Source organism: Streptomyces pseudogriseolus, from assembly GCA_002154585.1.
Taxonomy (GTDB): Bacteria; Actinomycetota; Actinomycetes; order Streptomycetales; family Streptomycetaceae; genus Streptomyces; species Streptomyces pseudogriseolus.
Map to the genome: position 1 here is coordinate 1 of MUNG01000135.1, position 25,051 is coordinate 25,051.

The following is a 25,051-nucleotide window of genomic DNA, read 5'->3' on the forward strand; positions in this document are numbered from 1 at the left end:
GGTGTGCACACCGACCGGACCATGGATCCCGGAGGCACACTCATGGCACACCGTCTGCTGCCCGGCCGTCGCGCCCTGCTGAAGGGCACGCTCGCCGCCTCGGCGGGGCTGGCCCTGCCCGCGTTCACCCGGTCGGGGCGGCCCTCGGCCGAGTGGGGCGTCCAGGCGGGGGACGTCACCCGTGACTCCGCGCTGGTGTGGGTGCGGTCGGACCGGCCGGCGCGGATGATCGTCGAGACGTCGGCCACGGAGTCGTTCCGCAACACCCGGCGGCTGCACGGCCCGTTGATCGGCCCCGGCACCGACCTCACCGGCACCGCCCGCCTGCACGGGCTGCCGCCGGGCCAGCAGATCCACTACCGGGTGCTGCTCACCGACCCCGACGACCCGCGCCGTACGAGCGCCCCGGTCGCCGGCACCTTCCGTACCGTGCCGGACCGGCGCCGGGACGGAATGCGGTTCGTGTGGTCGGGCGACCTGGCGGGGCAGGGCTGGGGCATCAACCCGGCGTTCGGCGGTTACCGCATCTTCGACGCGATGGCCCGGCTCGACCCGGACTTCTTCCTGTTCAGCGGGGACACCATCTACGCCGACGGGCCCATCGCGGCGACCGCCGAACTGCCCGACGGCAGCCTCTGGCGGAACATCACCACCGAGGAGAAGTCCAAGGTCGCGGAAACCCTCGCCGAGTTCCGCGGCGCCTTCCGCTACAACCTCCTCGACGAGCACCTGCGCCGGTTCAACGCCCGGGTCCCGTCCGTCGTCCAGTGGGACGACCACGAGGTGCGCAACAACTGGTACCCGGGTCAGCGGATCGCGGACACCGACACCCGGTACACGGAGAAGAGCGTCGACGTGCTGGCGGCCCGCGCCCGGCGGGCGTTCGGTGAGTACTTCCCCGTGTCGACGCCCCGGGCCGGCGCCCGGGAGGGGCGCGTCCACCGGGTGGTGCGGCAGGGCCCGCTGCTCGACGTGTTCGTGCTGGACATGCGGACGTACCGGAACGCCAACTCGCCCGGCGACCAGGCCGTCGACCCGCAGGGCATCCTGGGCCGGGAGCAACTGGACTGGCTGAAGCGGGAGCTGGCGCGGTCGCGTGCGGTGTGGAAGGTGATCGCCGCGGACATGCCGATCGGGCTGATCGTGCCCGACACCACCGAGGGCCGGCCGCACGTCGAGGCGGTGGCGCAGGGCGATCCGGGGGCTCCGCTGGGGCGCGAACTCCAGATCGCGGAGCTGCTGCGGTTCGTCAAGCACCGGAGGATCACCGGGACGGTGTGGCTGACGGCCGACGTGCACCACACCTCGGCGCAGCACTACCAGCCCTCGCGGGCCGCGTTCGGCGATTTCGAGCCGTTCTGGGAGTTCGTTTCCGGGCCGCTCAACGCGGGCGCGTTCCCGGCGTCGGAGCTGGACGCGACGTTCGGTCCGGAGCGGGTGTGGGTGAAGGCGCCCACCGCCTCCAACGTCTCCCCCGCGGGCGGCTACCAGTTCTTCGGCGAGGTGGACATCGACGGCGGCAGCGGCGAACTGACCGTACGGCTGCGGGAGATGGACGGCTCGGTGCTGTTCACGAAGACACTTCAGCCGGGCCTTGTCGGTCAGTGACGCAGCATTCCGGACAGAAGCGGGCTTTACTCGTCAGTCACAGTACGTTCGTGATCACGAAACACGATTCCTTCACAGTGACTGTATGAGTCGAGACATGTCTGACGTGACGAACGACCGTGACGCAGGGCGCACGCCCCGCCGCTGGAACCCGCTGGCCCGTGCCGCGCGCTGCGGGGAGACGCTCCACGCATGGCGCACACGCCGCCACGGCCACGCGCCGCCTGCGCACGATACCGGCGGCGCTCCGCCGCCGTCCGAGCCGGCCGCGGTCGAGAGCGTGCTGTGGCGGATGCGGACGACGGTGCGGGACGAGCCGGGCGCGCTGGCCGCCCTGTGCACGGCGCTGGCAGAGCGGCGGGTCGACATCCTGAACCTCCAGACCCACCCGCTGGGCGCGCACACCGTCGACGAGTTCCTGCTGCGCGTGCCGGCGGGTACGGACCTCGCCGGGGCGGTGGCGGCCGGCGGGGGCACGGACACCTGGGCCGAGCGGGCCGACGCCCACGACCTGGTGGACGGCCCGACCCGGATGCTGGGGCTGGCCGCCCGCGCGGCGACGGACGCGGCCGAACTGCCGCTGGTGCTGCGCCAGTTGCTGGGGCGCTGCACGATCCGCTCGCACCCCGCCGCGGTGATCGGCGGCGGGGACGCCGTGCCGCCGGCGGGCGTGCTGGAGGACACCGTCATCCGGCTGCCCGACCCGGAGGGCGGTGTCCTCACGGTGGAGCGGCCGTACCTGCCGTTCACGCCCACGGAGTTCGCCCGCGCCCGGGCGCTGGTGGAGCTGGACGCCCGGCTCGGTCCGCGGATGCCGCGCGGCCGGGACGTGCTGACGCTGCCCGAGGGCCGTCGCGTCTCCGTGCGCCGCGCGGACACCGCCGACCTGGACGCCGCGCGGGCGATGCACGAGCGGTGCTCCGCGGAGACGCTGCGCCGCCGGTACCACGGGCCGGTCGGTGACGCGACCCGCTATCTCGACCACCTGCTCAGCCCGCGCTTCGGCCGCACGCTCGCCGCGCAGACCGCGTCGGGCGACATCGTCGCCCTCGGCCATCTGCTGTGGGACGGCGACGAGACCGAGGTGGCGCTGATCGTCGAGGACACGTGGCAGCGGCGCGGCATCGGCGCGGAACTGCTGTCCCGGCTGGTGGACATGGCCGTCGAGGCGGGGTGCGCCCATGTGTACGCCGTGACGCAGGCGTCCAACACGGGCATGGTCGCCGCGATGCGCGGCCTGGGCCTCCCCCTCGACTACCAGGTCGAGGAGGGCACCCTGGTCGTCACCGCCCGCCTGACGCCCGTCCCCTCCCACAGCGCACCGGAAGCGGGCGAGAGGGTCGCCCGCCACTGACCGGCACGGGAAACCGGCCCGGCACGCACCGCGTGCCGGGCCGTCCCCCGTCTCGGGCCGCCGGCCCGTCGACTGCCCCCGCGTGCACGGACACCGGCCGTGAGCCGGTGTCGCCCCGCAGCGGCTCAGGCGCCCGACGGGAGCCGACGTTCCCGGGCGGACCCGCAAGCGTTGGATCCCGGCCTGCCGGGCACCTCTGACCCCGGCGGGCCATCGGCCCCGTTCCCGCGTGTGCCGGGGCGCCCCCGTCCCCCGTGCACGAGGGCGGCCCCCACGTCCCTCGTCCAAGGGCGCCCCGGGGCACCGAAGTCGCCGCCCTCGCGGCGGCGTCCCTCAGCCCCGCGCCGCCGCTGCCTCCGTGCGGGCGGGCCGGCGGGCCGGTGTGCCCAGGGCCTGGTCCAGGTCGGTCCACAGGTCCTCGACGTCCTCCAGGCCGGCCGAGAGCCGGAGCAGGCGGTCGGAGACGCCCGCGTCCCTGCGGTCGTCGGCGTCGACGATGCGGTGACTGATGGACGCCGGGTGCTGGATGAGGGAGTCCACGCTGCCGAGGCTGACCGCCGGGGTGATGAGGCGGACGCCGGCGATCACCGCGTGCGGGTCGCCGTGGACCTCGAAGGCGACCATCGCGCCGCCGATGCTCGGGTAGTGCACCCGGGACACGCGCGGGTCCGCGGCGAGGCGGGCCGCGAGGTCGGCCGCGTTCGCGGACGCCGCCCGTACCCGGACCGGCAGCGTCGACAGGCCGCGCAGCAGCAGGTAGCCGGCCAGCGGGTGCAGCACCCCGCCGGTGGCGAACCGCACCTGCCGCAGCCTCCCGGCGAACTCCTCGTCGCAGGCGACCACGCCCGCCAGCACGTCGCCGTGCCCGCCGAGGTACTTGGTGGCGCTGTGCAGCACCAGCCGCGCCCCCTGCTCGGCCGGACGCTGGAGGACCGGCGTGGCGAAGGTGTTGTCGACGAGCAGCGGCACGGAGCCGCAGGCGTGGGCGACGGCCCGCAGGTCGATCTCGGCCAGCGTGGGGTTGGCGGGCGACTCCACCAGCACCAGACCGGTGTCGGGGCGCAGCGCGTCGGCGACCCCGGCCGGGTCGGTCCAGGTGACCTCGGAGCCGAGCAGCCCGGCGGTCAGCAGATGGTCGCTGCACCCGTACAGCGGGCGCACCGCGACGACGTGCCGCAGTCCCATCGATCCGCGGACCAGCAGGACGGCGCTGAGGGCGGCCATGCCGCTGGCGAAGGCGACGGCCGACTCGGTGCCCTCCAGGCGGGCGAGGGCGGTCTCGAAGCGGGCGACGGTGGGGTTGCCGAGCCGTCCGTAGACGGGCGGGCCGTCGGGTTCGGCGCCGGTGGTGGCGAAGGCGTCGATGCGGGCGGCCTCGGCCCGGCTGTCGTAGGAGGGGTAGGTGGTGGACAGGTCGATCGGCGGGGCGTGCAGTCCGAGTCCGGCGAGGTCGTCCCGTCCGGCATGCACGGCCTCGGTGGCGAGTGCTCTGGTGGGGCGTCGCGTGTCCATGCCGTTGTCCATGGCGGAAAGGGTGAACAACAGCCGGTTCTCTGGGGCCGGAACCCGTGCTACGTTCGCCCGATGGCCGAATCTGTCGTACTGGATCCGGTGGACCTCCACCTGCTGCGGCTGTTGCAGAACGACGCCCGGACCACGTACCGGGACCTCGCCGCGCAGGTCGGGGTCGCGCCGTCGACCTGCCTGGACCGGGTGACCCGGCTGCGCCGGTCCGGCGTGATCCTCGGGCACCGGCTCCAGCTGGACCCGGCGAAGCTCGGCCGGGGTCTCCAGGCGCTGCTGTCCGTGCAGGTGAGACCGCACCGGCGGGAGCTGGTGGGGCCGTTCGTGGAGCGCATCCGGGCGCTGCCGGAGTCGCTGACGGTGTTCCACCTGACCGGCCCGGACGACTACCTGGTGCATGTCGCGGTCGCGGACATGGCGGATCTGCAGCGGCTGGTGCTGGACGAGTTCACCGCCCGTCGGGAGGTGGCGCGGGTGGAGACGCGGCTGATCTTCCAGCAGTGGGACTGCGGTCCGGTCATGCCGCCTTCGCCCTCGGCTCAATCCGCGTGACGTGCGGCGGACGTCGTACCAGGATGGTCCGCATGTCACCAACCAACAGCGCGCTTCCCCGTCAGGTCGCCGACGCCTACGTCGACGAGCTCATCGCCCTCGATCCGATCACCGGGACGTACCTCGGCGTCAAGGAGAGTTCCTCCCGGCTGCCCGATCTCTCGCCGGCCGGTCAGGAGGCGGTCGCCGAACTGCTGCGGGCGACCCTCGCGCGGCTCGACGAGGCCGAGCGCCTGCCCGGCGCGGACAGCGACGCGGAGCGCCGCTGCGCCCGGCTGCTGCGGGAGCGGCTGACGGCCGAACTGGCCGTGCACGAGGCCGACGAGCACCTGCGCGCGGTCGGCAACCTGGGCACGATCGCGCACGCGGTGCGCGAGGTGTTCACGGTGACCCCGGCTCAGACCGAGGAGGACTGGCGGGCGATCGCCCAGCGGCTGCGCGCGGTCCCGGCCGCGCTGGCCGGGCACCGGGAGTCGCTGGCGCTGGGCCTGGAGCGCAAGCTGTACGCGGCGCCGCGCCCCACTCGGACGTTCGTCGGGCAGCTCGACGAGTGGGTGGACACCGGCGAGGGCCGCGGCTGGTTCGAGGACTTCGCCGCCGACGGCCCGGACGCGCTGCGCGCCGAACTGGACGAGGCCGCCCGCGCGGCGACCGCGGCGGTGGCGGAGCTGCGGGACTGGCTGCGGGACGTGTACGCCCCGGCGGTCGCGGACGCGCCGAACACGGTGGGCCGGGAGCGCTACGCCCGCTGGTCGCGCTACTACAACGGCACCGACCTGGACCTGGACGAGGCCTACGCGTACGGCTGGTCGGAGTACTTCCGGCTGCTGGGCGAGATGAAGAAGGAGGCCGAGAAGATCCTGCCGGGGGCGGAGACCCCGTGGGTGGCGCTGGCCCACCTCGACGAGCACGGCCGGCACATCGAGGGCGTGGACGAGGTCCGCGACTGGCTCCAGGGCCTGATGGACCAGGCGATCGACCGGCTCGACGGCACGCACTTCGACCTGGCCGAGCGGGTGCGGAAGGTGGAGTCGCGGATCGCCCCGGCGGGCAGCGCGGCGGCGCCGTACTACACGCAGCCGTCGGAGGACTTCTCGCGGCCGGGCTGCACCTGGCTGCCCACGATGGGGCTGACCCGTTTCCCGGTGTACGACCTGGTGTCCACCTGGTACCACGAGGGCGTCCCCGGCCACCATCTCCAGCTGGCGCAGTGGGTGCACGTGGCGGAGAACCTCTCCCGGTACCAGGCCACCGTCGGCATGGTCAGCGCCAACTGCGAGGGCTGGGCGCTGTACGCGGAGCGGCTGATGGACGAGCTGGGCTTCCTGACGGACGCGGAGGAGCGGCTCGGGTACCTGGACGCGCAGATGATGCGGGCGACCCGGGTCATCGTCGACATCGGCATGCACCTGGAGCTGGAGATCCCCGCGGACTCGCCGTTCCACCCGGGCGAGCGGTGGACGCCGGAGCTGGCGCAGGAGTTCTTCGGCGCGCACAGCAGCCGCCCGGCGGACTTCGTGGAGAGCGAGCTGACCCGCTATCTGACGATCCCGGGCCAGGCCATCGGCTACAAGCTCGGCGAGCGCGCCTGGCTGCTGGGCCGGGAGAAGGCCCGCGAGCGGCACGGCGACGCCTTCGACCTCAAGGCGTGGCACATGGCGGCGCTGTCCCAGGGGTCGCTGGGCCTGGACGACCTGGTGGACGAACTGGCGGCGCTGTAAGCCGGTTCCGGGCGTTCCGGCGCCGGTTCAGCGCCGGAAGCCGCCCTCGGAGTCGATGACCTGGCCGGTGATCCAGCCCGCCTCGTCGGTGGCCAGCCACGCGAGGAGGCGGGCCGGGTCGTCGGGCATGCCCCAGCGCCCGGCGGGGAAGCGCGCGGCGATCGCGTCGTAGATCTCGCCGGTCAGGTAGTCGGTGTCAACGGGGCCGGGGTTGACGGTGTTCACGGTGACGGCGTGCTCGGCGAGCGCGGTCGCCAGGGAGCGGGTGACCGAGGCCAGGGCGCCCTTCTGGAGGGCGTAGGCGATCTCGCCGGGCATGCCGCCCGCGATGTCCTGCCCGGACGTCATCATCAGCACGCGGCCGCCCGGGGTGCCCGGCGGGAGCGCGGCGCGGTGCCGGGCGTGGGCCTGGACGAGCAGCAGCACGGAGCGGGCGTCGACGGCCCAGTGCGCGTCGAGCATGGCGGCGTCGACGGTGTCGAGGTCGCCGTCGGAGCCGCTGAGGGCGTGGTTGGCGACGAGGATGTCGAGACGCCCGCCGAGCGCGTCGACGGCGCGGGCGTGCAGGGCGGCCGGTTCCGCGGGGTCGGCGAGGTCGCCGGGTCCGGCGAGGACGCGCGCGCCGGGGTCGGCGAGCGCCTCGCGCACGGAGGCGGTGACGTCCTCGGTCCGGTCGGCGCCCCAGGGCATGGCGGCGTCGTGCGGCACATGGTGGTGCAGGTAGACGCTCGCGCCGTACGCGGCGAGCCTGCGGGCCACGGCGTGTCCGATGCCGCCGCGCCGGCTCGCCCCGGTCACCAGGGCGGTACGGCCACGCAGCGGCAGGGGGTCACGGCGCAGGTCCTCGGGCGGGGGCGGGGGAAGCTTCGGCATGATCCCCATGATGGGCCGCGCTTCCGGCCCGGGCACGCGATTATGCGGCGCGCCCTCGCGTCAGGGCAGCGGCCGGAGGTGTACCAGGACCAGCCAGGTCTCCGGGCCGGGGCTGACCCGTGCGGCGCGCACGGTGTAGCGGCCGGGGCCGAGGCCGAGGCGGGTGTGGTCGGTGCCCTCGGCCTGCGTGCCGGGCCAGGCCGCGTCGAAGAGGACGACCGGGCCGGGCACCTTCCACTGCGTCTCCCGGTCCCACTGGGCGGTGGCGAGCGCGGCGGGGACGCTCGCCAGCAGGTCGTCCTCCGTGTGTCCGGCGACCCAGCGGACGAGGACGGAGTGCTCGGGGAGGTAGGCGGTCGCGGCCGGTTCGTCGCCCAGGACGAGGGCGGCGGCGTCACCGACCGGGAGCAGCCCGACGAGCCCGTCGACCTCGCACGCCCGGTCGTAGTCCGAGGCGAACTCCTCGCCGTCGGCCCCCGTCCAGAACGGCAGCACCGTCTCCGGCACCGCGACGAGCGGCCCGCCGCCCGACTCCACCCACTCGACCGTCCCCGGCTCCGCGCATCGCTCCATGGCGGAGAAACCTATCGGCTCGACTCCCTTGCCGGGCGGGCGGGTTCAGCATCCGCAGGCGTCGGCGTCCACGACGGTGGTCAGCGGGTCGGCGGCCCGCCGCTCAGGGCCGCGCGAGGTCTCGTACACGTACCCCTCGCGCACCCAGTACTCGAATCCGCCGAGCATCTCCTTGACGCGGTACCCGAGTTCGGCGAAGGCGAGAGCGGCGCGCGCGGCCCCGTCGCAGCCGGGTCCCCAGCAGTACGTCACCACCGGCACGGCCGGGTCGAGGAGGTCCGCGGCCCGCTCGGCGATCCGCGCGGTGGGCAGGTGCAGGGCGCCGGGCACATGGCCCTGGTCCCAGGCCCCTTCGGAGCGGGAGTCGAGCAGGACGAAGCCGGGGTCGCCGCCGGACGCGAGCGCGGCGGCCACGTCGGAGACGTCGGTGTACAGGGCGAGGCTCGCGCGGAAGTGCGCCGCGGCCTCGGCCGGGGCGGCGGGGGCGACCCGCAGGACGGAAGGCACGGTGGTCGTCGTCATGGCAGAGAAACTACGGGCGTGGACGGCCGGTCTGAAGGGACGAATCCCGGTGCGTGTCTTGCCTCGCCGGGGATTCCCCTGCTACTTCTCGGCGATGACCGAGTATTCCCCGGACGCCACCGACTGGCGCATTCTCGACGTCCTCCAGCGGGACGGACGCGCCAGCTACGCCGACCTCGCCCGCGCCGTGTCGATGTCCGCGAGCGCGGTCACCGAGCGGGTACGGCGGCTGGAGGAGGCCGGGATCATCCAGGGCTACGCGGCGGTGGTGGACCCGGAGCGGATCGGGCTGCCGGTCCTGGCGTTCGTCCGGCTGCGCTACCCGACCGGCAACTACAAGCCGTTCCACGACCTCGTCGCCGCCACCCCGGAGATCCTGGAGGCGCACCATGTGACGGGCGACGACTGCTTCGTGCTGAAGGTCGCCGCGCGGTCGATGCGGCACCTGGAGGAGGTGTCGGGACGGATCGGTGCGCTCGGTTCGGTCACCACCAGCGTGGTGTACTCCTCGCCGCTGCCGCGCCGTCCCGTGGGGCGGTGACCCGGCCGCCCCGTCACACCCCGCGCTGCCGCAGTTGGGAGCCGGTGCGGTCCTTCACGACCTCCAGCTGGGCGTGGATGCGGCGGCGCAGGTCGGGGACGTGGCTGACGATGCCGACGCTGCGGTCGCGTTCGCGCAGCGAGTCGAGGACGTCGAGCACCTCGTCGAGGGTCTGGTCGTCGAGGCTGCCGAAGCCCTCGTCGATGAAGAGCGTGTCGAGCCGTACCCCGCCCGCCTCGTCGGTCACCACGTCGGCGAGGCCGAGCGCGAGGGCGAGGGAGGCGAAGAAGGTCTCGCCGCCGGAGAGGGTGGCGGTGTCGCGCTCCCGGCCGGTCCAGGCGTCCACGACGTGCAGCCCGAGGCCGCTGCGGCCGCGCCCGGTGCGGTCGTCGGAGTGGACGAGGGTGTAGCGGCCGGACGACATGCGGAGCAGCCGGACGGTCGCGGCGGCGGCGACCTGCTCCAGGCGCGCGGCGAGCACGTACGACTCCAGGCGCATCCGGCGTTCGTTCTCCGCCGAGGTGCCGGCGGTGAGGGCGGCGAGGCGGGCCACCCGGTCGTACTCCTCGCGCAGCGGTCCGAGCCGGCGCACGGAGGCGGCGGCGCGGGCGGAGAGCCGGTCGAGTTCGGCGCAGCGGCGGGCGGCGGCGTCGCGTGCGGAGGCGGCCTCGCGGACGGCGCGGTCGGCGTCCTCGGCGGCCCGCTGGGCGGCGGCGAGGTCGGTGGCGGGCTCGCGGGCGGCTGCCGCGGTCTCGGGTTCGGCGAGGACGGCGCGTACGGCGGCCTCCTCGTCGTGCCAGGCGTCCAGCCGGCGTTGCAGCTGCCGGTGGGCGGCGTCGTCGAGGAGGGCGTCGGCGGCGGCCCGCGGGGTGTCGAAGCCCGCGCGGAAGGCGGCGTCGGCGAGGCGGGCGTCGGCGTCCTTGAGCCGCCGGGCCGCGGCCTCGGCGGCGCGGGCGGCGTCGGCGGCGTCGGTGAGCAGCGCGACCTGCCGTTCGAGCTGTCCGGCGCGCGCGGCGACGCTGGGGGCGTCTCCGCGCGCCTGCGCCAACTCCTGCTCGAGGGTGGCGCGTTCGAGGTCGAGGCGCTCCCGGTGGCCGACGCGGGCGGCGGCGCGGACGGCGGCGTCGCGCTGGGCGGCGGTGCGCAGTTCGTGTTCGCGTTCGGCGGCGCGCAGCTCCTCCTGGGCGGCGTGCAGCGCGGACGCGGCCTCGCGGGCGCGGGCGTACTCCCGCTCCACGTCGTCGAGTTCGCGGGCGAGCTGCTCGGCCGGGGTGTCCCCCGCCCCCGCGCCGGCCGCGGCCAGCTCCACCTGTACGGCGGCGAGCCGCTGGTCCGCCTCGGCGCGCCGGTCCTCGGCCTGCTGGTAGTCCTTGAGGGCGCGTTCCTCGGTGTCGCGGTCGACGTGTCCGGCGACCCTGCGGGCCGGGGCGGGGTGTTCGGTGGCGCCGCAGACCGCGCAGGGGGCGCCGTCGGTGAGGCCGGCGGCGAGTTCGGCGGCGATGCCGGTCAGCCGCTGTTCCTTGAGGTCGAGCCAGTGCTGCCGGGCGGCGAGGGCCTGTTCGCGAGCGGCGCGGGCCTCTTCGGCGGTGGCCTCGGCGTCCCTGGTGAGCCGGTCGCGGGTGCGGGCGGCCTCCAGGCGGTGGCGGGCGGTGTCGCGTCGCGCCGCGAGTTCCCCGGCGCGGGTCGCGGCCTGCTGGGCGGCGGCGATGCGGTCCTGGAGGGCGGTGCGCGTGGCCTCCCAGCCGGCGAGCCAGGCCTCGGCGTCCTCGCGGGCCTCGTCGTCGGCGCGTTCCTGGCGGTCCAGTCCGGCGCGCTCGTCGAGGAGTCCGGTGAGGCGGCGCTCCGCGCGGCGGGCCGACTCGAGGCCGCCCAGTTCCTCGGCGGCGCGGCGGGCCGCCGCGGCGAGCCCGTCGGGTCCGGCGTCCGCGAGGTGCGCGGGGAGCAGGGCGCGGGCGCGCTCCTCGGCGGCGGCCGCGCGGCGGTGCTCGGCGTCGGCGGAGTCCCGCAGTTCCAGGGCGGGGGCGACGGTTTCGGCCTTGCGGGCCCGTTCCATGCGGGCCTGGTCCTCGTCGTGGGCGCCGGACCGCTCCCGCAGCCGCTCCGCCCGCTCCCGCGCCTCGGCGAACCGGCGTTGCAGCCGGTGCCGTTCGCGCGTCTCGTCCAGGGCGCGGCCGGTCGCGGCGCGCACGGACTCGGCGGTGGCGAGCCGGCAGTGGGCGGCGGTGAGCTGTTCGCGGGCGGTGCTGCGGGCGACGGCGGCCGCGGTCAGCACGGCGTCGGCGAGGCCCGGTTCGCCCGGGGACAGCTCGGGCAGCTCTATGGCGCCGCCCGCGGCCTGCTGCATGCGGTGGGCGTCGGCGAGGAGGTCGGCGTCGCCGTCGCGCACCCGGGCCTCGGCGGCGCGGCGGCGGTCGGCGAGGCGCTTCTCCACGTCGGCGAAGCGCTGGGTGTCGAAGAGGCGGCCGAGCAGTTTGCCGCGGGCCTCGGCGTCGGCGCGCAGGAAGCGGGCGAAGTCGCCCTGCGGCAACAGCACGACCTGGCAGAACTGCTCGCGGCTCATGCCGAGCAGCTGGGTGATCTCCTCGCCGATCTCCTGGTGCGAGCGGCTGACGTCCTTCCAGGCGCCGGTGGCGGCGTCGCGCTCCCGCAGCCAGGTCTGCGCCTTGTCGACGGTGGTGCCGGCGCCGCCGCGCTTCTTGGGGCGCTCCCACGGCGGCTGCCGGGTGATCTCCAGGCGGCGTCCGGCGACGGTGAGTTCGAGGGTGACGGAGGTCCGGGTGCCGGGTGCGGCGTGGTCGCTGCGCAAGGTCGTGCCCTGGCCGCCCTGGCGGGCACCGGGGACGGAGCCGTAGAGGGCATAGCAGACGGCGTCCAGGACGGAGGTCTTGCCGGCGCCGGTGGGGCCGTGCAGCAGGAAGAGTCCGGCCGCGGACAGGGCGTCGAAGTCGACGCTCTGGGTGGTGCCGAACGGGCCGAAGGCGGTGATGTCCAGGCGGTGCAGCCTCACCGGGCCACCTCCCGCGCGGCCTCGTCCGCGCGGACGGCGTCGAAGGCGTCGCGCAGCACGGTGCGTTCGTGCGGGTCGGGTCCCGCGCCGCCGCGCACATGGGCGACGAAGTCCTCCGCGATCTGCCGGTCGTCGCGGCCGGCGAGACGGCGGGCGTAGGACACGTCGGGGTCGTCGGGCGGCCGGTCGGGGTCGAAGACGAGGGCGAGGGTGTGCGGGAAGCGCTCGGCGAGCCGGGCCATGGGGTCGGCGGGCCGGACCGGGTCGGTGAGGGTCGCCTCGACCCACGCCTCCTCGTGCGGGGCGAGTGCGGGGTCGGCGAGCAGCTCCTCCAGGGTGCCGCGGAGGCGAGCGAGGGGGCGGGGCGCGGGGCAGTCGACGCGCTCGGCGGTGACGGCGCCGTCGGCGGCCAGGTCGACGAGCCACATGGACTTGCGGTGTCCGGCCTCGGAGAAGGAGTACGCCAGCGGGGAGCCGGAGTAGCGGACGCGGTCGGTGAGGGTCTGGCAGCCGTGCAGATGACCGAGCGCCACGTAGTCGACGCCCTCGAACACGGCGGCGGGCACGGACGCGACGCCGCCGACGGCGATGTCGCGTTCGCTGTCGCTCGGTTCGCCGCCGGTGACGAAGGCGTGGGCGAGGACGACGGAGCGGGTGCCGGCCGGGCGGGCGGCGAGGTCGGCGCGCACCCGGTCCATGGCGGCGGCGAGGACGGTCTCGTGCCCGGCGCGCTCCACACCGAACTCGTCCCGGACCAGGGCGGGCTCCAGGTAGGGCAGGCCGTAGAAGGCGACGTCCCCGTGCGCGTCGGGGAGCAGCACGGGGGTGCCGCAGGCGGAGGGTTCGGTGCGCAGGTGGACGCCGGCGCGGCCCATGAGCCCCGCGCCGACCCCGAGCCGGCGGGCCGAGTCGTGGTTCCCGGAGATCATCACCGTGGGCACGCCCAGATCGGCGAGCCGGTGCAGCGCGTCGTCGAACAGCTCGACCGCGGCGAGCGGCGGCACCGCCCGGTCGTACACGTCCCCCGACACCACCACCGCGTCCACCTCGCGCTCGCGCACGGTGGAGACGAGGTGGCCGATGAACTCGGCCTGGGCGCCGAGCATGCCGACCCGGTGGAAGGACCGGCCGAGGTGCCAGTCGGAGGTGTGCAGGAATCTCATGGTCCCGGCAGCGTATCGGGCGCCTCCGACAACGCGGCCGGTTGCTCCCGTATCACCCGTCACGCCCCGGTCCGGTTTGGTCCGTTATCGACCCGGGAGGGGGGAACGCGGGGCGCGTCAGGCGTCCCCGTACGCCTCCCCGCCCAGTTCGAGGCGCGCGGTGCCGGAGGTGGCGTCGGCGAGCCAGGCGCGGAAGGCGTCCACGTCGGCGTCGGGGAGGCCGATCTCGATCGTGACCTCCTCGCCGTAGCGCACGTCGCGGACCTCGCGGCCGGTGGAGCGCAGGTCGTTCTGCACCTTGCCGGCCCGCTGGTGGTCGACGGTCACGGTGGCCAGCCGGAAGCGGCGCCGGGTGAGGGTGCCGACGGCGTCCAGGGCCTCGCCGACGGCGCCCCCGTAGGCGCGGATCAGACCGCCCGCGCCGAGTTTGACGCCGCCGAAGTAGCGGGTGACGACGGCGACGACGTAGCGCATGTCGCGGCGCAGCAGCATCTGGAGCATGGGGACGCCCGCGGTGCCGCCGGGCTCCCCGTCGTCGGAGGCCTTCTGGACGGAGGCGTCCGCGCCGATGACGTACGCCCAGCAGTTGTGGGTGGCGTCGGCGTGCTCCTTGCGGACGGCGGCGACGAAGTCCTGCGCCTCCTGCTCGGTGGCCGCCGGGGCGAGGGCGCACAGGAAGCGGGAGCGGTTGACCTCGGTCTCGTGCACAGCCGCGCGGGCCACGGTGCGGTACTCGTCCTGCATCCGGCCAGCCTATGCCGCCCCGGTCAGCGCCTGCCGCGTGGGACGGCGACCGACGTGAGCAGGGCGCCGCCGGGGACCAGGTCGCGCCAGCCGGCGCCGCGCCAGTCGAGCACGGCGACGGCGGAGGTCGGGAACTTGGCGCGGACCCGGGCCAGGGTGTCGTCGAGGCCGTCGGCGGCGAGGGTCAGCACGAGGTCCTCGAGGCCCGGGTTGTGGCCGACGAGCAGCAGCGTCTCGGTCTCGGCGGGCGTCTCGCGGATCACGTCGAGCAGGGCGGGGACGTCCGCGTGGTAGAGGCGCGGGTCGAGCCGGACCGGCGGGGGCGTGCCCCACTGCGCGGCGGCCAGCTCCCAGGTGCGGCGGGCGCGGACGGCGGTGGAGCACAGGGCGAGCCCGGGCAGGCAGTCCATGTCGGCGAGGGCCCGTCCGGCGGCGGGGGCGTCCCGCCGGCCGCGGGCGGCGAGCGGACGCTCGTGGTCGGCGACGCCCTCCGGCCGGGCGGACTTGGCGTGCCGCAGCACGACGAGCCGGCGCAGCGGTCCGGACGCCGCGCGCTCGATCACGCGGGGTGTCCGAGGTCGCGGGCGAGGTCGAGGCCGAGCAGCCGGTCGGCGTAGGCGTACGTCTCGAAGCGCGCGCCGTCCGCCGGGCCGGGGTCGTCCTCCACCGCGCGGAGCACGCCGAGCACCCCGGGGGTGTCCAGGTCGTCCTCCCAGGCGGCGCGCAGCTCGGCGCGCACCTCGTCGGGCACGGGGCGTGAGGGCCGCCGCGCCCAGTCGGCGACCGCGCTCCGCCAGCGGCCGAGGGTGTCACCGGCCCGGGCCAGCGCGTCCGCGTCGATCACCACGGGCACGCTCCTCGGGTGCGTGAGCAGCGCGAGGCGCAGGGCGGCCTGGTCGGCCTCGTCCGGCGCGCCGGGGGCCGACCAGGTCACGGGCGCGACGGCGATCCGTACGCCGTCGGGTCCGGCGCGCTGCTCGTCCACGACGCGCAGCACCTGCGCCTCGCCCAGCCCGGCGGCGCCCTCGCCGTCCTCGAAGGGCCGGATCCCGAGCGCGTCGGCCGCCGCGCGCAGCTCCGCGTGCTGCCGTTCGGCGGCGAGCAGCGCCCACACGGGGGTGCCGCCGAGTTCCAGGGCGCGCACGAGGAGGTCGGCGGCCAGCAGCACACGCAGGCCGGTGGGGTCGAGCCCCCGCGGGTGGGCCTCGACCCGGGTCAGGCCCCGGCGGGCGGGGGCGGCGTCCACGAGCTCGCCGGTTCGGGCGTCGGTGATGCGCAGCACGAGGTGAGCGTAGGCGCGCGAGCGGGCGCACGCAGGTATCTCGCCCGCTTTTCGCGCCGTCGCTTGCGCGGCGCCGTCCGGCGTGGCAGGCGCGAGGCGCCCGGCGGGCGGGCGCGCGGGGCAGGGAATCACCGGGCCGCGCGCCTCGTTGTCCGTGGCGACAGCTCACTTCAGATCCACGGGAGGCCGACGGTGTACGGCGACGACGCAACGGTCCGCAAGATCCTCACCGAGTCCGGTGACACCTGGGCCGTGGTCGGCCTGTCCTCCAACCGGCAGCGCGCCGCGTACGGGGTCGCGCAGCTGCTCCAGCGGTTCGGCAAGCGCGTGGTGCCGGTGCACCCCAAGGCGGAGACGGTGCACGGGGAGCAGGGGTACGCCTCGCTGGCGGACATCCCGTTCGACGTGGACGTGGTGGACGTGTTCGTCAACAGCGAGCTCGCGGGCGCGGTCGCCGACGAGGCGGTGGCCAAGGGCGCCAAGGCCGTGTGGTTCCAGCTCGGGGTGGTCGACGAGGAGGCGTACGGGCGTACGCGGGAGGCAGGCCTGGAGATGGTGATGGACCGCTGCCCGGCGATCGAGATCCCGCGGCTCGGCTGAGGGGGGTGCCCACGGGTTCCGGACGGGCGGGGTGACGCCATAATGGCGCGGTGACCGAGACGCCTCCCTCCACCAACTCCCCATCCCCGCAACGGTTTCCGGTCGTGGTGGTGGGCGCCGGGCCCGCCGGGCTCACCGTGGGGTGCGTGCTGCGGGCGGCCGGGGTGGACTGCCTCGTGCTGGAGACCGAAACGCGGGAGTTCGTCGAGGGACGGCCGCGGGCCGGGGTGGTCGAGGAACCGGTGGTGCGCGGCCTGGAGCGGCGGGGTCTCGCCGGGAACCTGCTGGAGCGGGCCCGGCGGGACACCGCCTGCGAGTTCCGCTTCGACGGGGAGCGCCACCGCTTCGGCTTCCATGAGCTGACGGGGCGTCACCACTGGGTGTATCCGCAGCAGCTCCTGGTGACCGACCTGGTGCGGGAGTACACGGACGTGCGCGGCGGGGCGGTGCGGTTCGGGGTGCGGGACGTGCGGCTGCACGGCCTGGACGGGGACCGGCCGTCGGTGTCGTACGTCTGCCCGGAGAGCGGCCGGCGGGAGGTCGTCGGCTGTGACTTCGTCGCGGGCTGCGACGGGGCGCGCGGGGTGACCAGGGCGGCCGTCGCCGGGCGGGCCCGGGTGGCGCGGCACGACTACGGCATCGGCTGGCTGGCCCTGCTCGCCGAGGCGCCGCCGTCCGCCGACCGTGTGCTGTTCGGCTGCCATCCGGACGGGTTCGCCGGGCAGATGCCCCGCAGTCCCGAGGTGACCCGCTACTACCTCCAGTGTCCGCCGGGCGACGAGCCGGAGAACTGGCCGCACGAGCGGGTCTGGGCGGAGCTGCGCCGCCGGCTCGCCGCGGCCGGCGCGGAGCCGCTGACGGAGGGGCGGCTGATCGAGAAGCGCGTGCTGGACATGCACGACTACGTCACCGAGCCGATGGCCTTCGGCCGTCTGTACCTGGCCGGGGACGCGGCGCACCTGGTCGCGCCGATCGCCGCCAAGGGCCTGAACCTGGCGCTGCACGACGCGTTCGCGCTGGGCGACGCGCTCGCCGCGCGGCTGCTGAAGGGCGACGGGACCGGTCTTGCCGGGTACTCGGAGAGCTGTCTGCGGCGGGTCTGGGACTACCAGGAGTTCTCGCAGTGGCTGTCGGAGTTGTACCACGGGGGCGCCGGGGGCGATCCGTTCCGTGCGGGCACGGCCCTGGCCCGGCTGCGCCGTCTGTTCAGCTCGCCGGCCGCGGCGGCGGCCTTCGCGGAGCGGTACCTGGGCACGGCCGCGCGCTACTGACACGGCTGCCCCGGCCGGCTCAGGCGGCGGGCTTCCCGAGGCCCTCCAGCACGACCGCGCCCGGCAGTTGTGCGAACGCCTTGCCCGGCACCAGCAGCTTCCCGCGCCGCCGCCCGCTGCCGACCAGCACGTACGGCAGGTCCACGACGGCCGCGTCCACCAGCACCGGCCAGCTGTCGGGCAGCCCGACGGGGGTGATGCCGCCGTACTCCATGCCGGTCTCGCCCGTCGCCGTGTCCATCGGGGCGAAGGACGCCTTGCGGACGCCGAGGTGGCGGCGCACCACGCCGTTCACGTCGGCGCGAGTGGTGGACAGCACGACGCACGCGGCGAGCGTGGCGTCGCCGCCGCGCTTGCCCGCGACCACCACGCAGTTCGCGGAGCGTTCCAGCAGGTCGGTGCCGTAGTGCTCGACGAAGACGGCGGTGTCGGCCCAGCGCGGGTCCGTCTCGACGTAGAGGATCTGGTCGGCGGGGACGCTGCCGCTCCAGGCGCGGACCGCGGCGGCGACCGGGGCGGTCAGCTCGTCGAGGCAGTCGGGGGCGGGAGTGGCCTGGTCGAAGTTTCCGATGGGTGCGCGCATGGCGGCACGGTAACAGCGGGCGGAGCGGGCGCCGGAGGGTGTCTCACTGCACGGGCGGCACCGACACCGCCATGATCATCACCATCGGCTCGTCGCCCGTGTTGCCGTACGTGTGGGGCGCGTTGGCCTCGAAGGAGGCACTGGCGCCGTCCGGCACCCGGTGCTCCGTCCCGTCGACGGTGAGCGTCAGCTCCCCGGCCGTGACATGGACGAGTTCGACGGTGCCGGCGGGGTGGGGGTCGGAGTCGCTGCTCTCCCCCGGCATCAGCCGCCACTCCCACATCTCCAGCGGTCCCGGCGCCTCGGTGCCGGCCAGCAGCCGGTTGTAGCTGCCGTGCTCGGTGTGCCAGAGCCGGACCGTCTGGTCGGCGGGGGTGATGCGGACCCGCGGGCCCCGCTCGTAGTCGAGCAGGGTGGGCACGCTGACGCCGAGTGCGTCGCCGATCTTGACGACCGTGCCGATGCTCGGGTTGGTGCGGGCCTGCTCGATCTGGATGAGCATGCCGCGGCTGACGCCCGCCCGCGCCGCGAGCATGTCCAGGGTGAAGCCGCGCTCGGTGCGCCAGCGCTTGACGTTGCGCGCCAGGGACCGGGTCAGCAGGTCGAGGTCCGCCACATTCCGTCCGTTTCGACTGTCCGGATGACCGGGGCCGGCCCGTGCGACTGCGGTGCGGTGCACCCGGTGGTTCACCGCACTGTACTGCGAGGTCGCGGCGGGTGTGACCGGGGCGTCAGGCGCCGGGTTCCAGTTCGGCCAGTCGCGCCGCGCCGTTCGCGCCCAGCCCGGCCTCGTCCAGCTCGGCGAGGCGGGCCGCGCTCTCCTCGTCGAGCTCGGACAGCGCCCGCAGCTGGTCGGGCGTGATGTCGTCGGGCAGCGGCACGGGCGGCGGGGTGCGCAGCGGCGGCTGCCAGCCCTCGCCGGAAGTCCAGCGGCGTACGACCCGGGCGGGCGCGCCCGCGACCACGCAGTGGTCCGGCACCTCGCCCCGGACGACCGCGCCCGCGGCCACCACCACGTTCCGCCCGACGCGCGCGCCCGGCAGGATCACCGCGCCCGTGCCGATCCAGCAGCCGGGGCCGATCTCCACCGGCTCCATCCGCGGCCACTGCTTGCCGATGGGCTCGTGCGGGTCGTCGTAGGAGTGGTTGGTGGAGGTGACGTAGACGTACGGGCCGAAGTAGCAGTCGCTGCCGATGGTCACGGTGGTGTCGGCGATGACATGGCTGCCGCGGCCGAGGACGACGCCGTCGCCGATGCGCAGGATCGGGTCGGGGCCGAGGTCGAGGCCGGGCATGAGGCCGGCGGTGAGGGTGACCTGCTCGCCGACGATGCAGTGCGCGCCGATCCGGATCCAGGGCTCGCCGAAGATCGTGCCGAGCGGGAAGGCGAGTCTGGTACCTGTTCCCATCGCGCCGAAGCGGAAGCGGCCGGGGTGCTCCGCGGTCACCGAGCCCGTGCGCTGCACCCAGGCCCAGCCCGCGTGGACCGCGCGCTGGGCGAGACCGCGCGGCCAGGACGAGAACGTGTTCTTGCGCTTGGGCACCCGCTCACCGTAGTCCGCGGGTGCCGCGGGCACGGCCCGGCGCCCCTGTGATCTTCACCCCACCGGGTGGCGTACCGTTCCACCGACGTCCGACGAGGAGGCGACGATGACGCACCAGGCTCTGATCACGGGTATCGGCGGCAGGGAGCCGCGGATCGACGAGGGGGCGTTCGTGGCGCCCACGGCGAGCGTGATCGGCGACGTGACGCTGCACGCGGGGGCGAGCGTCTGGTACGGCGCGGTGCTGCGCGGCGACGTGGAGTCGATCGCGGTGGGCGCGAGCAGCAACGTCCAGGACAACTGCACCCTGCACGCCGACCCCGGGTTCCCGGTGACCGTGGGCGAACGGGTCTCCGTCGGGCACAACGCGGTGGTCCACGGGGCGACCGTCGAGGACGACTGCCTGATCGGCATGGGCGCGACGGTCCTGAACGGCGCCGTGATCGGCGCGGGCTCGCTGGTTGCCGCGCAGGCGCTGGTGCCGCAGGGGATGCGGGTGCCCCCGGGCTCCCTGGTCGCGGGCGTCCCGGCGAAGGTACGGCGCGAGCTGACGCCGGAGGAACGGGAGGGGCTGACCCTCAACGGGACGATGTACGCGGAGCTGGCGAAGGCGCATCGGGATCAGCACGGGGGGTGACGCGCGGGGCGCGGCCGGTCCAGTGTGCTCGGCTGCGGCGCCGTCGTGGCTGGTCGCGCAGTTCCCCGCGCCCCTGAAGGGGCGCGGGGAACTGCGCGAACAACCCCCACCGGCCCGCACCTGGCCGCCGGCAGTCACCCCTACGGCGCCGACTCGGCTCGAACCGCTTCCTCGGCGGGAGCCGTCTCCGTGACGGCCGTCTTCTTGGCTTTGCGCTTGAGCATCAGCATCGACGTCAGCCCGATGAGTACCGCCAGCACCAGCCCCAGCCAGGAGAACCGCTTCAGCCACGACTCGGCGACGATGCCCACGTAGTAGATGACGGCCGTGGTGCCGCCCGCCCACAGGATGCCGCCGAGCACGTTGGCGATCAGGAACTTCCAGTACGGCATCCGCAGCACACCCGCGAGCGGCCCGGCGAAGATGCGGAGGAGGGCGACGAAGCGGCCGAAGAAGACCGCCCACATGCCCCACTTCTGGAAGGACCGCTCGGCGGTCGCGATGTGCGCCTCGCTGAAGTGGCGCGGGAACTTCCCGCCCAGCCAGGCCAGCAGCGGGCGTCCGCCCTTGCGGCCGATGGCGTAGCCGATCGAGTCGCCGATGATCGCGCCGGCGGTGGCGCAGGCGCCGAGGACCACCGGATTGATGTCGCCGTGCTGGGAGGCGAGCAGCGCCGAGGAGACCAGGATGATCTCGCCGGGCAGCGGGATGCCCAGGCTCTCCAGCCCGATGACGATTCCCACCAGCGCGTACACGGCGACCGCGGGTACGGTCTCGAGCCATTCCTGGACGTGCAACGCCTCTTCCTCCGGTCCGCCGATGCCGTGTGTCCGTGCGTGTGCGTGCCGCCCGGTCGAGGGGCACGGTCGGGAAGCCTACCGGGTCGCGGTGAACCGCCCCTTCAGGGCCGTGTGCCGGGCCACCGGGGGCCGGTCGGCCCATGCGCGGCGGCGGAAGACGGCGGGAGTGTGGAAGCAGCGGCTGGAGATGCCGACGACAGCCCGCACCTCGTATCCGGGAGGCCCGCCATGTTCGCTCCTCCGTCCCCCAGCCTGCCGCGTGCCCTGCCCGCAGAGCACCGGGAGAGGCTCATGGCCACCGCCCGTGAGGTGTCCTTCCCGCCGGGGACCCGGCTGTTCGAGGAGGGCGCCCGGGCGGACCGGTTCTGGGTGATCAGGACCGGCACCGTGGAGCTGGACATGCGCGTGCCGGGCCGCCGGGCCCTCGTCATCGAGCGGCTCGGGCACAACGAACTGGTCGGCTGGTCGTGGCTGTTCCACCCGCACGTCTGGCACCTGGGCGCCGAGGCGGCCACCCCGGTGCGGGCGTACGAGTTCGACGCCGCGTCCGTACTCGCCCTGTGCGAGGAGGACGCCGGTCTGGGCCGGGAGATCACCCGCTGGGTGGGCGAGGTGGTCGCCCACCGGCTGCACTCCTCCCGGGTCCGGCTGCTCGACCTGTTCGGCCCGTACGGCGCCGGCGCGGCCGTGTGAGATCCGCGACCGGCACGCCCCGGTCCGGTGGTTGCTACGTCCCCGTCAAAGGGCAGTGACCGAATCGTGTCAGGGCGCGGCTAGGGTGACTGCCCATGTGGCCAGGACAGCAGCCGCCCGGGGGCGAGCAGAACCCGCAGTCGAACAATCCGTACCAGCAGCCGGGGTACCAGCAGCCGAATCCGTACCAGCAACCCGGCTACCAGCAGCCGAACCCGTACCAGCAGCAGCCGCAGTGGGGCGAGCCGACCACCGTGGGCATGCCGCAGCCGGACGGCGGCGGTGGCGGGAACCGTACGAAGCTGGTGGCGATCGTCGCGGCGACGGCGGTGGTCGTGGCGGCGGGCGTGACGGGCTTCCTGGTGCTCGGCGGCGACAAGGACGACGAGGCCGACGGCAAGAAGGGCAAGCCGAGCGCGACCGCGTCCAAGGACACCTCCGCCGAGCCGACCGCCTCCCCCTCGGGGGACAACCCGCGCGGCGGCGAGGGGGAGAAGGCGACGATCCCCGGCTGGCAGGTCGTGGTGAACACCCGCTTCGGCACCAAGTTCGACGTCCCCGCCGACTGGGAGATCGAGACGCCGGACACCTCGGTGGGCTTCGAGTGGGAGGAGAAGAACGGTGAGATGGGCCGCACCACCGTCACCGCCCCCGCCTATCTGAAGTCGAAGTGGTGCACCGCCGACGAGAACAAGGACGGCCGCACCGAGGACACCGCGCTCGTCACCGCGGGCACCCGCGGCGAGAACGGCGCGAAGGACACCAAGGAGGCGGCCGAGACCCGCGTCCCGTGGTGGATCTTCGGCGGTTACACGCAGCCCGACAAGAAGAGCGTGAAGTTCGACGCGCCGAAGCCGTACACGACGAAGTCCGGCATCACCGGGCACGTGGCCACGGCGCACTCGGAGGGCACGCCGCAGAAGGGCAAGTGCGACAGCGAGGGCAAGGCGATCACGTTCGGGTTCAAGAACGGCGCGGGCGACTTCGTCACCTGGAACCTGTACGGCGCGGCGGGCGTGAAGGACGAGATTCCCGAGGCGACCGTGCAGAAGATCCTCAGCACGGTCCGGCTGACCGAGGAACCGCCGACGGAGTCGTGACGGTCCGGGCCCGCGGGTGGGCGGGCCCGGAACCCATTTGGCAAGACGGCCCTCGCCCGGCGATAGTCACCAGGTGCCGACCTCTGCCGCCCGCCGCCGCCCCGCCTGGGCCGGCCGCAACTACACGCTGCTGACCGCCTCCGCCGTGGTGACCAACCTGGGCAGCCACGGCGCGCTGATCGCCGCCGCGTTCGCCGTGCTGGGCGCGGGCGGCGACGGCGGGGACGTGGGCCTGGTGGCCGCCGCCCGCACCCTGCCGCTCGTGCTGTTCCTGCTGATCGGCGGCGCCGTCGCGGACCGGCTGCCACGGCACCGGGTGATGGTCGCGGCCAACGCCCTGAACTGCGTCTCGCAAGGCGCGTTCGCCGCGCTGGTCCTCGCCGGTGAGCCGCGGCTGTGGCAGATGATGCTGCTCAGCGCGCTCGGCGGCGCCGGGCAGGCATTTTTCAACCCGGCCGCCGAGGGCATGCTGCTCTCCTCCGTCGACGGCGAGCAGGCGGGCCGCGCGTTCGCGGTGTTCCGGATGGCGATGCACGGGGCGACCCTGGGCGGCGCCGCGCTCGGCGGGGCGATGGTCGCCGCGATCGGGCCGGGCTGGGTGCTGGCGGCGGACGCGGCGGCCTTCGCGGTCGCGGCGATGCTGCGGGCGTTCCTCGACGTGAAGCACATACCGCCGCGTGAGCCGGGCGGCGGTATGCTCGCCGACCTGCGGGACGGCTGGCGGGAGTTCACCGGCCGGCCGTGGCTGTGGGGCATCGTCGTGCAGTTCTCCATCGCCAACGCGGTCGTCGGCGCGGCCGACGCGGTCTACGGTCCGCTCGTCGCCCGCGACCATCTGGGCGGGGCGGCCCCCTGGGGCGTCGCGCTGGCCTTCTTCGGCGGCGGCACGGTGACGGGCGCGCTGCTGATGACGCGCTGGCAGCCGCGCCGTCTGCTGCTGGTGGGCACGCTGTGCGTGTTCCCGCTGGCCCTGCCGTCCGCCGCGCTCGCGGTGCCCGTGCCGGTGGCGGTGCTGTGCGCGGTGATGTTCCTGACGGGGCTGTCCGTGGAGGTGTTCGGCGTCTCCTGGATGACCGCGCTGCACCAGGAGATACCCGAGGAGAAGCTGTCCCGGGTGTGCGCGTACGACTGGTTCGGCTCGGTCGCCCTGGTCCCGGCGGCGATGGCCCTCGCGGGCCCGGCGGAGTCGGCGTTCGGCCGGCCGGAGGCGTTGTGGGGCTGCGCGGCGTTGGTGGTTGTCGTCACAGCGGCGGTTTTGACGGTTCCGGACGTCCGCAACTTGCGCCGCCGCAAGCACCAGGTCACGGTCGCTGCGGCGCCCACTACCGATGCGGACGCCTCACTCCCAGCCGGCTGAGACGCGCCGCGGGGGCAGGGGCCGGTACTTCGGCGTACGCCCGGTGGCGGGCCGTTCGCGCAGTTCCCCGCGCCCCCAAAGGGGCGCGGGGAACTGCGCGACCAGCCACGACGGCGCCGCAGCCCGCCGCTCAACCCACCGCGAACGCCCCCGAGGGCGGCAGGGGTGACGGGACCGCCGTCCCGTCGTGAACCACAGGCGCGTCGCCCACAAAGGCATCCAGCACCGCCCCCGCCTCCACCCGCGCCGGAAACGGATCCGCCGCGACCGCACGGGTCAGCGCCGGTACATCCAGCGCGCGGTCGGAGACCGCGAGAACCGCGTTCCCGAACCGCCGCCCCCGCAACACCGCCGGCTCGGCGATCAGCACACACTCCGCGAACCGCGCGGCCACCGTCGCCAGCTGCGAGCGCAGGAACGCGAACGGCGCCGCGTCCGCGAGGTTGGCGAGGTAGACCCCGCCGGGCCGCAGCACCCGCGCGACCTCGTCGACGTACCCGACGGTGGTCAGATGCGCGGGCACCTGGGAGCCGCCGAAGACATCCGCGACCAGAACGTCCGCGCAGCGGTCCGGGGCCGCTTCGAGCCAGGCGCGGGCGTCCACCGAGTGCACGGTGACGCCGGCGCCGGCCGGAAGCGGCAGATGCTCGGCGACGAGAGCCGCGAGACCCGCGTCGGCCTCCACCACCTCCTGCCGTGACCCCGGCCGGGTGACCGCCAGGTACCGCGGCAACGTCATCGCCCCGCCTCCGAGATGCACCGCGTCCAGCGGCGCCCCGGGCTCGCCGGCCACGTCGAGGACGTGGCCGAGCCGACGCGCGTACTCGAACTCCAGGTGCGTCGGCTCGTCCAGGTCGACGTAGGACTGCGGGGCGCCGTCGACGGTCAGCAGCCAGGCCCGCTCCCGGTCGACGTCGGGCATCAGCTTGGCGGTGCCGTGGTCGACGGCGCGGGACACGGGGATGGACTCGCTCACCGTCCCATTGTGCGGCCACCCCCGTG

Annotated in this window: 25 protein-coding genes; 11 read left to right on the plus strand and 14 right to left on the minus strand. The window is 74.8% G+C overall.

All coding sequences use genetic code 11. The features are described from left to right. Window positions 1-42: 42 nt before the first annotated feature. On the plus strand, window positions 43-1,608 hold the full coding sequence (locus tag CCN29_RS13595) for an alkaline phosphatase D family protein (protein ID WP_086682067.1): 1,566 nt from the start codon (window positions 43-45) through the stop codon (window positions 1,606-1,608). 97 nt (window positions 1,609-1,705) lie between these two features. Next, window positions 1,706-2,962 carry a GNAT family N-acetyltransferase gene (locus CCN29_RS13600; RefSeq protein WP_086682015.1) on the plus strand — a complete coding sequence of 419 codons (1,257 nt, stop codon included), beginning with the start codon at window positions 1,706-1,708 and terminating at the stop codon, window positions 2,960-2,962. Between the two features lie 333 nt (window positions 2,963-3,295). Here CCN29_RS13600 and CCN29_RS13605 read toward each other — a convergent pair whose 3' ends face one another. Beyond that, on the minus strand, window positions 3,296-4,486 hold the full coding sequence (locus CCN29_RS13605) for a trans-sulfuration enzyme family protein (protein WP_031059682.1): 1,191 nt from the start codon (window positions 4,484-4,486) through the stop codon (window positions 3,296-3,298). A 60-nt stretch (window positions 4,487-4,546) separates the two neighbouring features. On the opposite strand from CCN29_RS13605, the gene CCN29_RS13610 reads away from it, so the two are divergent. Together CCN29_RS13610 and CCN29_RS13615 are read left to right on the plus strand one after the other, a co-directional pair. Next, window positions 4,547-5,038 (plus strand): Lrp/AsnC family transcriptional regulator, encoded by a 492-nt coding sequence (locus CCN29_RS13610; protein WP_006135263.1) that lies wholly within the window; start codon window positions 4,547-4,549, stop codon window positions 5,036-5,038. A 32-nt stretch (window positions 5,039-5,070) separates the two neighbouring features. Beyond that, on the plus strand, window positions 5,071-6,759 hold the full coding sequence (locus CCN29_RS13615; RefSeq protein WP_006135264.1) for a DUF885 domain-containing protein: 1,689 nt from the start codon (window positions 5,071-5,073) through the stop codon (window positions 6,757-6,759). Window positions 6,760-6,786: 27 nt separating this feature from the next. On the opposite strand, the gene CCN29_RS13620 is transcribed toward CCN29_RS13615, so the two are convergent. From CCN29_RS13620 to CCN29_RS13630, 3 genes are read right to left on the minus strand one after another with little or no spacing between them, the layout of a single operon-like run. Further along, complete coding sequence (locus CCN29_RS13620; protein ID WP_031016368.1) at window positions 6,787-7,632, minus strand: SDR family oxidoreductase; 846 nt, start codon at window positions 7,630-7,632, stop codon at window positions 6,787-6,789. A gap of 60 nt (window positions 7,633-7,692) precedes the next feature. Next, window positions 7,693-8,205, minus strand: a complete 513-nt coding sequence (locus CCN29_RS13625; protein ID WP_006135266.1) for an immunity 21 family protein — start codon at window positions 8,203-8,205, stop codon at window positions 7,693-7,695. A gap of 45 nt (window positions 8,206-8,250) precedes the next feature. Further along, the gene (locus CCN29_RS13630; protein ID WP_086682017.1) at window positions 8,251-8,727 is read right to left on the minus strand and encodes a rhodanese-like domain-containing protein; all 477 of its coding nucleotides are present in this window, start codon (window positions 8,725-8,727) and stop codon (window positions 8,251-8,253) included. Window positions 8,728-8,821: 94 nt separating this feature from the next. On the opposite strand from CCN29_RS13630, the gene CCN29_RS13635 reads away from it, so the two are divergent. Next, window positions 8,822-9,268 carry an Lrp/AsnC family transcriptional regulator gene (locus CCN29_RS13635; RefSeq protein WP_006135268.1) on the plus strand — a complete coding sequence of 149 codons (447 nt, stop codon included), beginning with the start codon at window positions 8,822-8,824 and terminating at the stop codon, window positions 9,266-9,268. A 13-nt stretch (window positions 9,269-9,281) separates the two neighbouring features. On the opposite strand, the gene CCN29_RS13640 is transcribed toward CCN29_RS13635, so the two are convergent. The 5 genes from CCN29_RS13640 to CCN29_RS13660 all read right to left on the minus strand — a co-directional run bounded on the left by CCN29_RS13640 (window position 9,282) and on the right by CCN29_RS13660 (window position 15,464). After that, window positions 9,282-12,275 (minus strand): AAA family ATPase, encoded by a 2,994-nt coding sequence (locus CCN29_RS13640; RefSeq protein WP_086682020.1) that lies wholly within the window; start codon window positions 12,273-12,275, stop codon window positions 9,282-9,284. Continuing rightward, window positions 12,272-13,438: an exonuclease SbcCD subunit D gene (locus CCN29_RS13645; protein WP_006134370.1), complete on the minus strand. Its 1,167-nt coding sequence runs from the start codon at window positions 13,436-13,438 to the stop codon at window positions 12,272-12,274. The genes CCN29_RS13640 and CCN29_RS13645 overlap by 4 nt, the downstream gene beginning before the upstream one ends. 117 nt (window positions 13,439-13,555) lie before the next feature. Next, window positions 13,556-14,182: a YigZ family protein gene (locus CCN29_RS13650; RefSeq protein ID WP_031059693.1), complete on the minus strand. Its 627-nt coding sequence runs from the start codon at window positions 14,180-14,182 to the stop codon at window positions 13,556-13,558. Window positions 14,183-14,205: 23 nt separating this feature from the next. Then, window positions 14,206-14,745, minus strand: a complete 540-nt coding sequence (locus tag CCN29_RS13655) for a SixA phosphatase family protein (protein WP_031016363.1) — start codon at window positions 14,743-14,745, stop codon at window positions 14,206-14,208. Further along, window positions 14,742-15,464 (minus strand): cysteine--tRNA ligase, encoded by a 723-nt coding sequence (locus CCN29_RS13660; protein WP_369149839.1) that lies wholly within the window; start codon window positions 15,462-15,464, stop codon window positions 14,742-14,744. The genes CCN29_RS13655 and CCN29_RS13660 overlap by 4 nt, the downstream gene beginning before the upstream one ends. Window positions 15,465-15,656: 192 nt before the next feature. Between CCN29_RS13660 and CCN29_RS13665 the strand changes: the two genes are divergently transcribed. Together CCN29_RS13665 and CCN29_RS13670 are read left to right on the plus strand one after the other, a co-directional pair. Continuing rightward, window positions 15,657-16,064 carry a CoA-binding protein gene (locus CCN29_RS13665; RefSeq protein ID WP_031059697.1) on the plus strand — a complete coding sequence of 136 codons (408 nt, stop codon included), beginning with the start codon at window positions 15,657-15,659 and terminating at the stop codon, window positions 16,062-16,064. Between the two features lie 50 nt (window positions 16,065-16,114). Continuing rightward, window positions 16,115-17,335, plus strand: a complete 1,221-nt coding sequence (locus CCN29_RS13670; protein WP_086682023.1) for a 4-hydroxybenzoate 3-monooxygenase — start codon at window positions 16,115-16,117, stop codon at window positions 17,333-17,335. 19 nt (window positions 17,336-17,354) lie between these two features. Here CCN29_RS13670 and CCN29_RS13675 read toward each other — a convergent pair whose 3' ends face one another. The 3 genes from CCN29_RS13675 to CCN29_RS13685 all read right to left on the minus strand — a co-directional run bounded on the left by CCN29_RS13675 (window position 17,355) and on the right by CCN29_RS13685 (window position 19,462). Then, window positions 17,355-17,918, minus strand: a complete 564-nt coding sequence (locus CCN29_RS13675; RefSeq protein ID WP_006134362.1) for a YbaK/EbsC family protein — start codon at window positions 17,916-17,918, stop codon at window positions 17,355-17,357. Between the two features lie 43 nt (window positions 17,919-17,961). Then, window positions 17,962-18,534, minus strand: coding sequence for a helix-turn-helix domain-containing protein (locus CCN29_RS13680; protein ID WP_006134360.1), 573 nt, complete (start codon window positions 18,532-18,534; stop codon window positions 17,962-17,964). 115 nt (window positions 18,535-18,649) lie between these two features. Beyond that, window positions 18,650-19,462: an acyltransferase gene (locus CCN29_RS13685; RefSeq protein ID WP_031016360.1), complete on the minus strand. Its 813-nt coding sequence runs from the start codon at window positions 19,460-19,462 to the stop codon at window positions 18,650-18,652. A gap of 106 nt (window positions 19,463-19,568) precedes the next feature. Between CCN29_RS13685 and CCN29_RS13690 the strand changes: the two genes are divergently transcribed. After that, window positions 19,569-20,099: a gamma carbonic anhydrase family protein gene (locus CCN29_RS13690; RefSeq protein ID WP_006134358.1), complete on the plus strand. Its 531-nt coding sequence runs from the start codon at window positions 19,569-19,571 to the stop codon at window positions 20,097-20,099. Window positions 20,100-20,239: 140 nt separating this feature from the next. Here the strand turns inward: CCN29_RS13690 and CCN29_RS13695 are convergent, their stop codons facing one another. Next, the gene (locus CCN29_RS13695; RefSeq protein ID WP_006134357.1) at window positions 20,240-20,896 is read right to left on the minus strand and encodes a DedA family protein; all 657 of its coding nucleotides are present in this window, start codon (window positions 20,894-20,896) and stop codon (window positions 20,240-20,242) included. A 231-nt stretch (window positions 20,897-21,127) separates the two neighbouring features. Between CCN29_RS13695 and CCN29_RS13700 the strand changes: the two genes are divergently transcribed. The 3 genes from CCN29_RS13700 (at window position 21,128) to CCN29_RS13710 (ending at window position 24,049) form a co-directional block, all read left to right on the plus strand. Then, a complete protein-coding gene (locus CCN29_RS13700) occupies window positions 21,128-21,592 on the plus strand; it encodes a cyclic nucleotide-binding domain-containing protein (protein ID WP_031016358.1) in 465 nt (154 codons plus the stop codon). 95 nt (window positions 21,593-21,687) lie between these two features. Continuing rightward, window positions 21,688-22,692 carry a DUF8017 domain-containing protein gene (locus CCN29_RS13705; RefSeq protein WP_031016357.1) on the plus strand — a complete coding sequence of 335 codons (1,005 nt, stop codon included), beginning with the start codon at window positions 21,688-21,690 and terminating at the stop codon, window positions 22,690-22,692. A gap of 73 nt (window positions 22,693-22,765) precedes the next feature. Beyond that, window positions 22,766-24,049, plus strand: a complete 1,284-nt coding sequence (locus CCN29_RS13710; protein ID WP_086682026.1) for an MFS transporter — start codon at window positions 22,766-22,768, stop codon at window positions 24,047-24,049. Between the two features lie 130 nt (window positions 24,050-24,179). Here the strand turns inward: CCN29_RS13710 and CCN29_RS13715 are convergent, their stop codons facing one another. Continuing rightward, window positions 24,180-25,025, minus strand: a complete 846-nt coding sequence (locus CCN29_RS13715; RefSeq protein WP_086682029.1) for a spermidine synthase — start codon at window positions 25,023-25,025, stop codon at window positions 24,180-24,182. Window positions 25,026-25,051 lie beyond the last annotated feature (26 nt).

Coding starts and splice junctions, on each gene's coding strand:
- CCN29_RS13595 (WP_086682067.1), top strand. CDS start 43: ATGGCACACCGTCTGCTGCCCGGCCGTCGCGCCCTGCTGAAGGGCACG.
- CCN29_RS13600 (WP_086682015.1), top strand. CDS start 1,706: ATGTCTGACGTGACGAACGACCGTGACGCAGGGCGCACGCCCCGCCGC.
- CCN29_RS13605 (WP_031059682.1), bottom strand. CDS start 4,486: ATGGACAACGGCATGGACACGCGACGCCCCACCAGAGCACTCGCCACC.
- CCN29_RS13610 (WP_006135263.1), top strand. CDS start 4,547: ATGGCCGAATCTGTCGTACTGGATCCGGTGGACCTCCACCTGCTGCGG.
- CCN29_RS13615 (WP_006135264.1), top strand. CDS start 5,071: ATGTCACCAACCAACAGCGCGCTTCCCCGTCAGGTCGCCGACGCCTAC.
- CCN29_RS13620 (WP_031016368.1), bottom strand. CDS start 7,632: ATGCCGAAGCTTCCCCCGCCCCCGCCCGAGGACCTGCGCCGTGACCCC.
- CCN29_RS13625 (WP_006135266.1), bottom strand. CDS start 8,205: ATGGAGCGATGCGCGGAGCCGGGGACGGTCGAGTGGGTGGAGTCGGGC.
- CCN29_RS13630 (WP_086682017.1), bottom strand. CDS start 8,727: ATGACGACGACCACCGTGCCTTCCGTCCTGCGGGTCGCCCCCGCCGCC.
- CCN29_RS13635 (WP_006135268.1), top strand. CDS start 8,822: ATGACCGAGTATTCCCCGGACGCCACCGACTGGCGCATTCTCGACGTC.
- CCN29_RS13645 (WP_006134370.1), bottom strand. CDS start 13,438: ATGAGATTCCTGCACACCTCCGACTGGCACCTCGGCCGGTCCTTCCAC.
- CCN29_RS13650 (WP_031059693.1), bottom strand. CDS start 14,182: ATGCAGGACGAGTACCGCACCGTGGCCCGCGCGGCTGTGCACGAGACC.
- CCN29_RS13675 (WP_006134362.1), bottom strand. CDS start 17,918: ATGCGCGCACCCATCGGAAACTTCGACCAGGCCACTCCCGCCCCCGAC.
- CCN29_RS13690 (WP_006134358.1), top strand. CDS start 19,569: ATGACGCACCAGGCTCTGATCACGGGTATCGGCGGCAGGGAGCCGCGG.
- CCN29_RS13700 (WP_031016358.1), top strand. CDS start 21,128: ATGTTCGCTCCTCCGTCCCCCAGCCTGCCGCGTGCCCTGCCCGCAGAG.
- CCN29_RS13705 (WP_031016357.1), top strand. CDS start 21,688: ATGTGGCCAGGACAGCAGCCGCCCGGGGGCGAGCAGAACCCGCAGTCG.